General features: G+C 68.1%; 13 protein-coding genes. 8 read left to right on the plus strand and 5 right to left on the minus strand.

Annotated features, from left to right (window positions below):
- Positions 1-97 precede the first annotated feature (97 nt).
- Together recR and AC06E9_RS18855 are read left to right on the plus strand one after the other, a co-directional pair.
- Complete coding sequence (gene recR / locus AC06E9_RS18850; RefSeq protein ID WP_121043040.1) at positions 98-697, plus strand: recombination mediator RecR; 600 nt, start codon at positions 98-100, stop codon at positions 695-697.
- A gap of 81 nt (positions 698-778) precedes the next feature.
- On the plus strand, positions 779-1,138 hold the full coding sequence (locus AC06E9_RS18855; protein WP_152154349.1) for a histidine triad nucleotide-binding protein: 360 nt from the start codon (positions 779-781) through the stop codon (positions 1,136-1,138).
- A gap of 56 nt (positions 1,139-1,194) precedes the next feature.
- Here the strand turns inward: AC06E9_RS18855 and AC06E9_RS18860 are convergent, their stop codons facing one another.
- Genes AC06E9_RS18860 through AC06E9_RS18875 form a run of 4 tightly spaced genes read right to left on the minus strand, consistent with a single transcriptional unit; the run spans position 1,195 to position 5,572 of the window.
- Positions 1,195-1,719, minus strand: a complete 525-nt coding sequence (locus tag AC06E9_RS18860; RefSeq protein WP_019185338.1) for a Slp family lipoprotein — start codon at positions 1,717-1,719, stop codon at positions 1,195-1,197.
- Positions 1,716-3,668 (minus strand): transglutaminase TgpA family protein, encoded by a 1,953-nt coding sequence (locus tag AC06E9_RS18865; RefSeq protein WP_478056612.1) that lies wholly within the window; start codon positions 3,666-3,668, stop codon positions 1,716-1,718. Before AC06E9_RS18865 ends, AC06E9_RS18860 begins: the two co-directional genes overlap by 4 nt.
- Positions 3,661-4,617 carry a DUF58 domain-containing protein gene (locus AC06E9_RS18870; protein WP_478056613.1) on the minus strand — a complete coding sequence of 319 codons (957 nt, stop codon included), beginning with the start codon at positions 4,615-4,617 and terminating at the stop codon, positions 3,661-3,663. The genes AC06E9_RS18865 and AC06E9_RS18870 overlap by 8 nt, the downstream gene beginning before the upstream one ends.
- Before the next feature lies 1 nt (position 4,618).
- Positions 4,619-5,572 (minus strand): AAA family ATPase, encoded by a 954-nt coding sequence (locus AC06E9_RS18875; protein ID WP_121043048.1) that lies wholly within the window; start codon positions 5,570-5,572, stop codon positions 4,619-4,621.
- Positions 5,573-5,612: 40 nt separating this feature from the next.
- Here AC06E9_RS18875 and AC06E9_RS18880 point away from each other — a divergent pair, with 40 nt between their 5' ends.
- Both AC06E9_RS18880 and AC06E9_RS18885 read left to right on the plus strand, forming a co-directional pair.
- Positions 5,613-7,454 (plus strand): glycosyltransferase family 39 protein, encoded by a 1,842-nt coding sequence (locus tag AC06E9_RS18880; protein ID WP_152154356.1) that lies wholly within the window; start codon positions 5,613-5,615, stop codon positions 7,452-7,454.
- Between the two features lie 61 nt (positions 7,455-7,515).
- On the plus strand, positions 7,516-9,180 hold the full coding sequence (locus AC06E9_RS18885; protein ID WP_461770560.1) for a hypothetical protein: 1,665 nt from the start codon (positions 7,516-7,518) through the stop codon (positions 9,178-9,180).
- A gap of 3 nt (positions 9,181-9,183) precedes the next feature.
- Here the strand turns inward: AC06E9_RS18885 and AC06E9_RS18890 are convergent, their stop codons facing one another.
- A complete protein-coding gene (locus AC06E9_RS18890; RefSeq protein ID WP_478056614.1) occupies positions 9,184-9,756 on the minus strand; it encodes a Maf family protein in 573 nt (190 codons plus the stop codon).
- 114 nt (positions 9,757-9,870) lie between these two features.
- Here AC06E9_RS18890 and AC06E9_RS18895 point away from each other — a divergent pair, with 114 nt between their 5' ends.
- From AC06E9_RS18895 to AC06E9_RS18910, 4 genes are all read left to right on the plus strand, one after another.
- Positions 9,871-10,380 (plus strand): YceD family protein, encoded by a 510-nt coding sequence (locus tag AC06E9_RS18895; protein ID WP_121043054.1) that lies wholly within the window; start codon positions 9,871-9,873, stop codon positions 10,378-10,380.
- A gap of 108 nt (positions 10,381-10,488) precedes the next feature.
- Positions 10,489-10,686 (plus strand): 50S ribosomal protein L32, encoded by a 198-nt coding sequence (gene rpmF / locus AC06E9_RS18900; protein WP_017357626.1) that lies wholly within the window; start codon positions 10,489-10,491, stop codon positions 10,684-10,686.
- Positions 10,687-10,774: 88 nt separating this feature from the next.
- The gene (locus AC06E9_RS18905; protein WP_152154360.1) at positions 10,775-11,752 is read left to right on the plus strand and encodes a beta-ketoacyl-ACP synthase III; all 978 of its coding nucleotides are present in this window, start codon (positions 10,775-10,777) and stop codon (positions 11,750-11,752) included.
- 75 nt (positions 11,753-11,827) lie between these two features.
- A complete protein-coding gene (locus tag AC06E9_RS18910; RefSeq protein WP_282259819.1) occupies positions 11,828-12,610 on the plus strand; it encodes a BUD32 family EKC/KEOPS complex subunit in 783 nt (260 codons plus the stop codon).
- The last annotated feature ends 85 nt before the right edge of the window (positions 12,611-12,695 follow it).

Consider the following 12,695-nt stretch of genomic DNA (forward strand, 5'->3'; position numbering starts at 1 on the left):
CACCGCCTGCGCCGGGTGTCTGCCTGGCGCGACCGTGCTGACCGCGTCGCGAAGCCTCCGGGCTTCGCGCGCTTGTTTCTGAGATGAGCGATCCGCCATGAGCCTGCCCCTGCTCGAACAATTGATCGAGGCCTTCCGCGTGTTGCCGGGCGTGGGCCAGAAGACCGCCCAGCGCATGGCGTACCACGTGCTGGAGCGCGAGCGCGAGGGCGGTCAGAAGCTGGCCGAGGTGCTGGCCAAGGCGATCGAGCGGATCGGGCATTGCGAACAGTGCCGGGATTTCAGCGAGACCGATATCTGCGCGGTCTGCGCCAATGGCAGCCGCGAGCGCCAGCAGCTGTGTGCGGTGGAATCACCGGCTGATCGCCTGGCGATCGAAACGGCCACCGGCTACCGCGGGGTGTACTTCGTGCTGCAGGGGCGGCTGTCGCCGCTGGATGGCATCGGCCCGCGCGAGCTGGGCCTGGATCAGCTGGAGGCGCGCCTGAAGCAGGGTGAGGTCAACGAGTTGATCATCGCTACCAGTGCCACCGTGGAAGGCGAAGCGACCGCACATTACCTGGCGCAGATGGCGCGCAGCTGCAAGGTGCGGCCCAGCCGCCTCGCGCAGGGGCTGCCGCTGGGTGGCGAACTGGAATACGTGGATCGCGGCACGCTGTCGCACGCCTTCGGCACGCGTACCGAAGTGCAGGAATGACGCGGCGCACCGCGCGGCAATGATCGAAACCGGGGGCGCATCCACGCTACTCTCCAAGGCCCTGTTCCACGAGGTGCCCTCATGAGTCACGACACCCTGTTCGGCAAGATCATCCGCCGCGAAATTCCGGCCACCATCGTCTACGAAGACGAGGAGGTGCTCGGCTTCAAGGACATCGCCCCACAGGCGCCGGTGCACGTGTTGTTCATTCCCAAGCACGAGGCGATCCCGACCCTGGATGACGTGCGCCCGGAGCAGGCACACCTGATCGGCAAGCTGGCCATGGCCGCCGCGGAGTACGCGCGCCGCGAAGGTTTCGCGCAGGATGGCTACCGGATCGTCATGAACTGCCGTGAGCACGCCGGGCAGACGGTGTTCCATATCCACCTGCACCTGCTGGCCGGCGCGCAGTTGGGTCACTTCGGTACGCCCAACGGCTGAGCCGGCCAGGCACAGACAAAAACGCCGCCCGAGGGCGGCGTTTCTGCGTCAGCGTGTTACCACCAGCCCCAGCCGCGGTAGCCCCAACCCGGACCCCAGCCCGGGCCCCACGGGCCGTACGGGTAGGCGGGCACCACATCCACCTGGCGCTGTTCCGGCCACAGGTAGATGACGTCGGCATCCAGCTTCGGCAGGCGATAGTCGTACTCGCCGATCCGGGTGTTCTCGTAGCCGCCGATCTTGCCGATGAAGGTCACATCGCGGCCCGGCTCGAACACCGCTGGATCATAGAAGCCGGCGCGGCAGGCGATGAAGCGGCCGTCACTGGCGTCGGCCGAGGTGGTGCTCGGGCGGCCACTGCCGTTGAGCGGGCGCGAAATCATCTGGAAGCAGGTCTGGCCCTGGCCCGGATTGGTTTCGATGATGCGGCCACCCCAGCGCACCGGGGTGCCCACCTGCTGGGTGGGAACCGCGTCGCGCGGGCTGACCATACTGAACTGCCCCTGCAACGGCTTGGGCGCGGTGGCGCAGGCAGCCAATGCCAGAGAGGCAGCAAGGGGAAGCAGGATTTGAATCTTCATGGGGATGCTCCGGAGGTCGGGCGATGCCTGCGCAGGTCGCGCAATAATGAAGTGAGGTCGACGTCAGCGCCAGCGTAGCGCGCCTGGACGAAACGCGCGCTGAGCGACAGCAGCGCAGGATCGGGTCGCTGCCGGTCTACCCGGCGTGCCCACTCGCCAGCCGGTTCGGCGCTGGCGCGGGACAGTCCATAGCGCGCGTACCGGCGTCCCAGCACGTGCCACGCGCGCAGCAGCGGGTCGCGCTCGCGTTCGCCCCGGGCCAGCAGCCATGCCATCCAGCCTAGCGCGGCCAGTGCGAAGACGATGAAAATTCCCACCAGCTGGCTCGGATCCAGCCGCTCGAAACCAAACGGTTCAAGAAGCTGCTGCTGACGGTTGGCATCGAAGGACAGGACCAGGTCGTTCCAGCCCCGGCGCAGCCAGTCGCCCATCTGCCCGATCTGCAGCCATCGGCTGTCCAGCGTGGCGCCGGCGGCGCCGGCCCCCAGCCGGTCCTCAAGCGTGTCGTAAACGCGCTCCGGCGCAACGGCGGCGGTCGGATCGACCCGCACCCAGCCACGCCCCGGCAGCCACACTTCGGCCCAGGCATGTGCATCCATCCGGCGCAGCACCCAGTAGTCGCCATACGGGTTGCGGATGCCGCCCGCGAAGCCGGTCACCACCCGCGCCGGGATGCCTGCATTGCGCATCAATACGACGAACGAGGAGCTGAAGTGCTGGCAGAAGCCGGCCTGCTGATCGAACAGGAATTCGTCCGCGCCATCGCGACCGGGCTCGGGCGTATCCAGGGTGTAGACGAAACGCGCCCGCACCCAGTCGAGCGCGCGCTGCACGATCACCGCATCATTGCTGCCCGCGTCCTGTCGCCACTGCCGGGCCAGGGCTGCCGTGCGCGGATTCAAGCCGTCGGGCAACTGCAGCGCAAGGCGCCGCTCGTAAGGCGTCAGCGCGTCGGTATAGGCCACCGCCGGTGCCGAGGTCAGCCGCCAACGGGTCAGCGCGTTCAACGCCGCGTGGCTGCGCAGGCTGTGGTTGGCATCCAGGTCGCTGCCGGGCGGTGCCTGCAGCGGCAGATCCAGCGCGACCAGCTGGCGGCGATCGGTCGGCTCGTAATCGATCTGGTAGTCCCACTGCGTGCTGGCGTGGGTCACCGCGGCCGGCGCACGCGTGATCTGCCGCCGGTCCTGCTCCCAGCGCTTGCCATCGAAATGGGTCAGTACCGGCCCGCGCCAATAACGTTGCTGCGGCGCCGGGATCGCGCCGAAGAACTGCACGCGAAGCGCCGGGGTGTCATCGGCCATCAGGTCCAGCCACTCCCCGGGCTCCATCGTGTCGGACAGGCCGGGCTTGCCCACCGCGCGGTCCGGGATGCCCCAGAGCGGTTCGCTCAAGCGCGGGAACAGCCAGAAACCGGCCAAGGCCAGTGGCAGGCCGAGCAGGACCAGCCGGCCGATGCCGCGCAACTGGCGTTTGAGGGGCGCTGGCGGTGCCTGTCCCTCCAGGTGTGCCAGGCGTTGCAGGGCGAGCAGTGCGACCAGGCCGGCCAGCACGGCCAGCGTCATCGTCAACGGGCCTTGGTCGAGCAGGAACGCGGCGAACGGGCCGAACAGCCCGAAGCCGACAAGGCTGCGGCCATCGCGCAGGCTGCGCAGCTCGCTGGATTTCAGCGCGAGCATTGCGGCCAGCAGCGCGCAGCCGGTGTCGCGGCCAGGCCGTGGACCCATCTGCCAATAAATGGCGGCCAGCATGGCCAGCACCAGCAACAGGCGCAGGGCGCCCGGCAGCAGCCGCTGCCGCGAGGCCAGCGCGGTCAGCAGTGCGACACCGGCGATGACGGTGGCCAGCACGGTGGGCAGCTGCAGCAGCAGCGGCAACAGGCCCAGCGCCGCGCTGGCCAGCGTCCAGTAGCGCGCGCCGGGACTGAGCAGGGACACGGGCCGGTCAGTCATGGGGCAACAGCGCCAGCGCGCGCTGGCACAGGTGGTGATGGGCACTGCCGTTGCCGGGCCCGAGCACCGGTTGGCCGGGCAGCTTGAGCGTATAGCGGCGGCCTTCGCGCTCGGCCAGGTCGATCCAGCGCGCCATGCGTGCGATCCGTGCTTCGGTGCCCAGCGGTGCCAGGTGCCACCAGTCCAGCACGATCTCCACCCCGACCGGCTTTTCGTACTCGCGCACCAACAGGGTGTCGCGTCGCGCGGAGTGTTTCCACGCGATGCTGCGGATCGGGTCGCCAGCGCGATACGGGCGCAGCTGATGCAGCTCGTCGCCACTGGCATGCACGCGGGTATGCAGGGGGTCACCGCCGCTTTCCGGCAGGGCGGGTGCGTGCGTTTCCGGTGCGGCATAGACCAGCAACGGCGTTTCCGGCCAGACCCACGACCACGCGCGCACCAGACCGAGCGGTTGCGTGGTGGCGATGCGGATGCGGGCCAGGTCGAACCAGCCGCGCCGGTGGGTGGGCAGCTCGAGATCCACTTCGATCTGGTCGCTGTCGATCAGGTGCCCGAATGCGGCCACGCCCTCGTGCTCCACCTGCAGGCCGCGCCGGGCACGGGTATCGGCGCGCGACAGGCTGATGCGCAGCCGCAACGGCGCGCCCGCGGTGACCGGCTCGGCGGAGACCGCATCCACCTGCAACCCGGACAGCTGCAGGTGCGCGCTGATCGCACTGGCGATGCTGACCGTCGCCAGCAACAGGGCCAGCAGCAGCGCAGGATTGTTGTTGTAGTTCAGCGCGCCGAGCAGCATCGCCGACAGCAGCGCGGCGACGAACAGCCCGAACCGCGTCGGCAGCACATAGATGCGGCGCCGGTCGAACCGGCACGGCAGGTACTCTGGGCGGCGCGGTCGCGCCAGATGTTGCAGTTGCTGCCAGCGGGCTCCCCAGCCGCGGCGCATCTCAGTCGACCTGCACGGTCTGGAGGATGGCGCGGGCCAGTGCCGGCCCGTTGCCGGCTTCTGCCTCGGGCACCAGGCGATGCCCGGCCACTGCCACGAACAGGGTCTGCACGTCTTCGGGCACCACATGCGCGCGGCCGAGCAGCAGCGCATGCGCCCTGGCGGCGCGCAGCAATGCCAGGCCGGCACGCGGCGACAGGCCCACGCGCACCCCGGCGTGCTGGCGGCTGCGGGCGAGCAGGGCCTGCACATACGTGATCAACGCCTCGCTGGCATGCACCTGGCCCACCGCCTCGCGCAGCGTGCGTACGTCCACCTCGCTCAGGCGCGCGGTGGCCTGCGCGATCAGATGGCGGCGATCGGTGCCGCGCAGCAGCTCGCGTTCCGATTCCGGATTGGGGTAGCCCAGGGCCAACCGGAGCAGGAAGCGATCCAGCTGCGAGTCCGGCAACGGGAACGTACCGGAGAGGTCGACCGGGTTCTGGGTGGCGATGACGAAGAAGGGATCCGGCAGCGGATGGGTCACGCCATCCAGGGTGACCTGCTGCTCGGCCATCGCTTCCAGAAGCGCACTCTGGGTACGCGGCGGCGCGCGGTTGATCTCGTCGGCCAGCAACACATGCGTGAAGACCGGGCCGGGGTGGAACTGGAACTGGCGGCTGCCGGCGTCATACACCGAGACGCCAAGCACATCGGCCGGCAGCAGATCGGAGGTGAACTGCACCCGCTGGAAGCCCAGCCCGAGGCTGCACGCCATGGCGTGTGCGAGGGTGGTCTTGCCCAGCCCGGGCAGGTCCTCGATCAGCAGATGGCCGCCGGAGAGCAGCGCCACGAACGCCAGCCGCACCTCCTGTGCCTTGCCCAGCACCAGCCCGTTGACCTGATCCTGGGCGGCGCGAAGGGACTGACGCAGTACATCGGTTAGCATGGCTGGCACGGGGGGCGAATGATCCATGTCCGTCTCGATTCGATGATTCCACTGATTCTATAGAGCAATGCAGGGCGAACAACGCGCACGCACCATATTCCTGTTGTTGTGGACGCTGGTCACCGCCGTCAAGCTGGTGGTGGCCGCACGTCTGCCCTTGTTCGTGGACGAAGCTTTTTACTGGCAGGAAGGCCAGCACCTGGCGGCGGCCTATTCGGACCTGCCGGGCCTGACCGCCTGGCTGGCACGCCTGGGCGTGGAAGTGGGCGGCAATCATGTGCTCGCGCTGCGCCTGCCGTTCCTGGCGATCGGTGCGTGGCTGCCATGGCTGGTGTCACGCATCGCCACGCGCTGGTTCGGTGCGGTGGCCGGTTGGCAGGCCGGCAGTCTCACGTTGCTGATGCCGCTGTCGGCCACGCTGGGCATGCTGGCCGTGCCCGATGTGCCGATGGCGCTGGCTGCGGTGCTGTGCCTGGATGCCGGCGCGCGCCTGCTGCGCAGTGTCGATGCCGCGGCGGCAGTAAAACTGGCCGCCGGCCTGGCGATCGGCGCACTCAGCCATTACCGCTTCATCGGCGTGATCGTGGTCGGCTTCATCGCGCTGCTGGTGCTGCCGCAGGGCCGGCGCATGCTGCGCGATCCGCGCGTCTGGGTGGCCCTGGCGGTGGGTGTGCTGGCGTGGCTGCCGCTGCTGTCGTGGAATGCCGACAACCATGATGCGGGCCTGAAATTCCAGGTGATCGAGCGCCACCCGTGGGCGTTCGAATGGAGCGGGCTGTGGTTCCTGGTGATCCAGCCGATGCTGGTCACCCCGATCCTGTGCATCGCGATGTGGAAGGTGGCCCTGGCGGGCACCCGCTCCGGTGGCGGCGCACGCGCGCAATGGCGTTACTTCGGCCTGATCGGCGCGGTGTCGACGCTGTCCATCTTCGGCCTGGGCTTCTTCACCGATGTGGAGCGCATCAGTTTCCACTGGCCGCTGCCGGGTTATCTGGCGCTGCTGATCGCCGTGCCGGTGGTGCTCAACGGCTGGCCGCGCTGGTTGCGCCGTACCGGCTGGTGGTTGGCCGGCGCCGGGCTCGCGCTGGCCTTCGGCTATTACCTGACGGCGTCCATCCCGAGCGTGCGCGAGCAGTTGGCCGGCTACAAGTATTACCCGCGCAACTTTGCCGGCTGGGAACCGTTGGCAGGCGCCGTGCGCGACGAGCTGAAAAGCATGCCGCCCGGCACGCGCGTGCTGGCCGGCAACTTCAAGGTGGGGGCGGAGCTGGGTTTCCAGTTGCGCGATCCCTCGATCGAGGTGCTGCGCCACCCGCTGAACGACAAGCACGGCCGCAGTGCGCAGCTGGGGCTGTGGGGGCTGCTGCACGATGGCCAGCGCGACGCGCCGATGCTGCTGGTGCTGTCGCCCAGCGATCAGCGCTATCGCGATCTGCTGGCGCGCTACCACGCGGTCTGCGAACAGGTCGGCCCGCTGCCGCCACCGCGTGTGGTGAGCAACGATCATGGCTTCCAGCGCTTCCTGCTGTTCAAGCTGCCGGCCGAACGCGTGGAGGGGCCGTGCGTCACGCCGGCGATGGCCTGGCTGGATGCGCCACAGCCCGGTGCCGCGGTGGGGAGCCCCCTCGAGGTGCGTGGCTGGGCCTTCAAGGATGGCGTGGGCATCGCGCGTGTCGAGCTGCTGGTCGATGGCAGGCCGGTGGGCGATGCGGTCTACGGGCGGCCCTACGACATCACCGGCGCGTGGAAGATCTCCACCGATCCGCAGCACCCGAATGTGGCCTTCGATGCCACGCTGAAGACCGACCACCTCGCGCCCGGCCGTCATTGGCTCGGCATGACGCTGCACGGCAAGGACGGCAGCGTGGAGCAGTGGCAGGAACAGGCCTTTACCGTCCCCGCGCGCTGAACGTGCGTGCTCTTCCATGGATGACACCGTCATGCGCGATGCGCCGCAGGAATCTACCCCCTTGTCTGCTTCCCATCCGTACCCCGCGCCGGTGGCGCCTGCGCTGATCCGGACGTTGTGGTGCGCGGTGGCGGGCATCGTTTCGGTGGGTGTGGCCGCCATGCTGTGGCTGTCGCCACGCGTGCTGTACGCCGATCCGTGGCGCTTCACCCAGAAGCTGCTGGAGATGCCGTGGCCGGGCAACGTACTGGTGTCGGACAATGGCCACCGTGAAATCCTGCCGAACCTGGTGCGCTATGCCGAGCTGGAGTGGCTGCACGGCAATCAATGGCTGCAGATCGGTACCGGCGTTGCGTTGGCACTGGCGACAGCAGGGCTGCTGGCCCGGATCATCAGGGCCGATGCCTTGGCACCACCGGTGCGCGCCGCCGCCACCCTGGTCGCGGCGCTGTCGATCTTCTGGCTGGGCAGCCAGCGCGCGCTCACCCATGCCAACGAATCGGTCCACGCGTACCTGATCACCGCAGCGCTGATGGCCGGCGTCGCCCTGCTGCTGCGTGGCGATCGTCGCGGCGCGGTAGTGGCCGCCGTGTGTGGCGTCGCGGCGACGTTCTCCTTCGGCAGCGGCGTGGCCGTGTTCGTGGGGTTGGCGGCGGTGATGATGGTGCGGCGTGCGCCGTGGTCGCACTGGGTGCCATGGACCGCCGCCCTGCTCGTGGCGGTCGGGCTGCACCTGGGCATGGGGCGGACGGGAATGCCGACGCAGATGGCGCTTGCCCCGCTGCCGCAGCTGGACGTGCTGCTGCGCTGGCTGGCCTCGCCCTTCATCTATCTGGCCTGGCCGGCACTGGATCCGGCGGCGGCGCAGCAGTTGCCGTTCGCGCCCGTGCGCGGTGCGGTCCAGTCCGTGGCGAGCGCGTATGAGGCGCTGTTCGGACCGGTGCTGACCTCGCGCTGGCCGCATCTGCTGATCGGTGCGTCGGGGCTGACCGCGTTGTTCGGCATGACCTGGCGCACCTGGCAGCGCGGCCGCAGCGCCGGGGCCGGGGAATCGTTGGGGCTGGCGATGGCATGGTTCGGCCTGGCCGTGGGCGCGCTGGTCGCACTGAGCCGCTGGAGTTACTTCGCTGACTACCCCACGCAGGTGGCCGCAACGCGCTATGTGCCCTGGTCGTGGCTGTTCTGGTCCGGTCTGGTGTTGTGGACGATCGTGCGCGTCGGCCTGCGCCATCCCGGGCGGGTGGCGTGGGCAGCCCTGCTGCTGGCGCTGGTGGCCGTGCCGAGCACGGCGTGGATGGCCTATCTCGGCGCCGGCATGCAGCGGGTGGCCAACATGACCGCCACGGCGGCCGCGGCCGGTGTGGTCGATCCGGATCAGACCCATGGCGAAAGCGTGCCCGGCGAAGTGCTGGCGGCGCTACCCAGCCTGCGCGCGCACGGGGCCTCCGTGTTTGCCTGGCCGGAAGCCCGCTATCTGGAGGGTGCGCCAACGGCGGCACCCGGCGTGGTCGTTCCGGTCGGCGATGTCTCCCTCGTGGCGGTGCGCAACACCCTCGGGGGCTCGGCCTGGCGCATCCAGTTCAGCGCCCAGAGCAGGGCGCCGCGGCTGGTCCTGCAATGCGGTGGGCGTCCCGTGGGCCTGGCCATGCCGCTGGCGGGCCGCTGGGTTGGCTGGGCCACCGGCGAACTTGATGCCAGCTGCCTGGAGGCGCTGCAGCTGCGCTGAGGCTCAGGGCAGGGTGTGGCCGGCCTGGCGCAGCAGCTGGCTCAGCGCGATCAAGGGCAGCCCGATCAGTGCGGTCGGGTCGCGGTTCTCGATCGCCTCGAACAAGGTGATGCCCAGGCCTTCACATTTGAAGCTGCCGGCGCAGTCCAGCGGCTGCTCGGCGGCCACGTAGCGGGCGATCTCTTCAGCCCCCAGGGCACGGAAGTGGACCCGGGTCAGATCACAGGTCGCCAGGGCCTCGCCATCGCGCACCAGGCTCACGGCCGTGTGGAAGTCCACGACCTGCCCGGACATCGCGGCCAGCTGCGCATGCGCGCCCTCCACCGTGCCCGGCTTGCCCAGCGGGGCGCCGTTCAGTTCCGCTACCTGGTCCGAGCCGATCACCCACCGGCCCGGGTGCAGGCGGGCAACCGCCTCGGCCTTCGCGCGCGCCAGCCGCACCGCCAAGGCCCGTGGGGCCTCACTGGGGCCGGGGGTCTCATCCACCTCGGGGCGGGCGGTCTCCAGGGGTAGGCCGAGCCGCTCCAGCAGGTCACGGCGGTAGCGGGAAGTAGAGGCAAGCAGCAGCGGGGTCATGCGACAATACCGGGCACGGAAGGGCGGCAGTCTGGCCCCTCGGGGCGGGGATCGGCAACCTGACTGCGCAGGCATTTGACAGCGGCCCGGACGATCCTTAACATTCAGCGGCTTATGTCCGCAAACGTGCCCGAAATGCTGGATGCTTGGCGGATGGTCGCAGCACGCAGGTGCTTCGACGGCCAGGTGGATCTAGCGGAATTGACCCGCCTCCAGGGCCTTGTCGCCGATACCGAAGGAACGTGCACCTATGCACTGGAATTCGCGCACGACGACATCCTGCAGGTATCCTATGTTGAACTGTCCATCGACACCGCGCTGCCGCTGATCTGTCAGCGCAGCCTGCAGCGCTTCCTGTTGCCGGTTTCGATGGTGCAGCGGCTCGGCCTGATCCGCAGCGAAGAGGAAGAATCCTCGCTGCCGGAAGGCTGGGAACCGTGGCTGGTGCCCGAAGACGGCATGCTGCGACCGCTGGAGCTGGTCGAGGACGAACTCGTCCTGGCCGTGCCCGTCGTGCCGTTGTCTCCCGATGGCGAGGCAGTGGACAAGGACTGGGCACCGACCGAAGAAGAAATCAGCAAGGCCAATCCGTTCGCGGCGTTGGCGGCACTGAAAAAACAATAGCAGCCGGATTGTCGTCGGCGGCTGCGGCGAAAGCGAAAACTGTGCTGGGCGCTGGCGTCCTGCGCGACGATACGACGAAGCAAAACGAACCGAGTTTGGAGCAATCCCATGGCTGTGCAGAAATCCCGTGTCACCCCGTCCCGCCGCGGTATGCGCCGTGCGCATGACGCCCTGAGCGCCAAGCAGCTGTCCACCGATCCGACCACCGGTGAAGTGCATCTGCGTCACCACATCACCGCTGACGGTTTCTACCGTGGCAAGAAGGTGATCACGACCAAGTCGAACTCGGCCGTCGAAGAAGATTGATTTGTAAAGGCCGCTGCCCGGTCGGGCAGCGGCCTTTACCCCATTCTTCCCGATCGTCACGTTTGGCGATCGAGCTACAGGACATGCAATGAGCAAGCGGATCTACTCGAGGATCGCGGGCACCGGTAGTTATTTGCCCGAAAAAGTGTTGACCAACCAGGATCTGGAGAAAATGGTCGACACCAGCGATGAGTGGATTCAATCGCGCACTGGTATCCGCGAACGGCACATTGCGGCCGAAGGCGAGACCACCAGCGACCTCGGCTACCACGCCGCGGTACGTGCGCTTGAAGCGGCCGGTATCGACGCTTCGCAGCTGGACATGATCGTGGTGGGTACCACCACGCCTGATCTGATTTTCCCGTCCACCGCGTGCCTGATCCAGGCCAAGCTCGGTGCGAGCGGCTGCCCCGCCTTCGACGTCAACGCCGCCTGTTCGGGCTTCGTGTTCGCGTTGAGCGTGGCCGACAAATTCATTCGTTCCGGTGATGCACGCCATGTGCTGGTCATCGGTGCGGAAACGCTGACCCGTATCGTCGACTGGACCGAGCGCACCACCTGCGTGCTGTTCGGCGATGGCGCGGGCGCCGTCGTGCTCAAAGCCGACGAAGACACCGGCATCCTCAGCACCCACCTGCATTCGGATGGCAGCAAGAAAGAGCTGCTGTGGAACCCGGTGGGCGTCTCGGCCGGCTTCGGCGAGGGCGAGAATGCCCGCGGCGCGATCCTGATGAAGGGCAACGACGTGTTCAAGTACGCCGTCAAGGCGCTGGACTCGGTCGTCGATGAAACCCTGGAAGCCAACGCGCTGACCAAGGACGACCTGGACTGGCTGATCCCGCACCAAGCCAACCTGCGCATCATCGAAGCCACCGCCAAGCGCCTGGAGATGTCCATGGACCAGGTGGTGGTGACGGTCGACAAGCATGGCAACACCTCCTCGGCCTCCGTGCCGATGGCGCTGGACCACGCCGTCCGCTCCGGCCGCGTGGAGCGCGGCCAGCTGCTGCTGCTGGAAGCGTTCGGCGGGGGCTTCACGTGGGGTTCTGCTCTGCTGCGCTATTGATAGTGCCAGTTACGACAACGTGACGCTGTCGTTACGGCCCCATTACGGGGCCGTATGCATTTCAGGAGAACTGTCATGGTTGAGCCCATCGTCATTGACGGGCAGCGCGCCTGGCTGAAGCAGTACGGCGAAGGAAGCCGCGTGGTCGCGTTGGGCCTGCTGAACTTCATCGCCCGCCGCTTCCAGCTCGATGCCCTGCGCCCACCGCCGCACCGCGGTGGCGACGCCGCCCGCGAAACCGAAGCCCGCCGCCTTGCCGAACTGCAGGCGCAAGGGGTCAACGTCCCCAGTGTGATCGGCAGTGGCCATGCCGCCCTCGTGTTGGGCGACAACGGCTCCTCGTTCAACACCTGCCTGCGCGAAGCCGACGATGCCGGCCGTGACCGCCTCGTGTCCGCCGCGATGAATGCCATTGCCCAGGCGCACCGCAAGGGCGCGTACTTCGGCCAGCCGCTGCCGCGCAACCTCACCTGGGATGGCAAGGAGATCGGCTTCATCGATTTCGAGGAAGATCCCCTGGAAGTCATGGACCTCGCCCAGGCCCAGGCCCGCGACTGGCTGATGTTCGGTTACGGCGTGGCCAAATACTACGAGGACCGTCCGCAACAGCTGCAGACCCTCATGGCGCAGGCGATGGACGGTGCCGAAGCTCCGGTGCTGGCCCATGCTCACGACGTCACCGGCCGCCTGCAGGGGCTGGCCCGCGCCAGCATGAAGATGGGCCGCTCCGCCCGCGCACTGGCCCATTCCATCCTGATCGTCCACGGCGCCACCACCCTGGGCGTGCTGATGCTGGCCGTGATCTGCATCGATTTCTTCAGCGACGGCGATCTGGACATCCTCCAGCTGTTCACCTGAGCAAAGACCCCACATACGCGGCAGTACAGACGAAGGGCGACGTTCCCCTTTATCATTCGCCGTTCGATTTTTGCAGGCGGATGAT

It is taken from the genome of Stenotrophomonas sp. Steno-Z10-BAI (assembly GCF_056393115.1).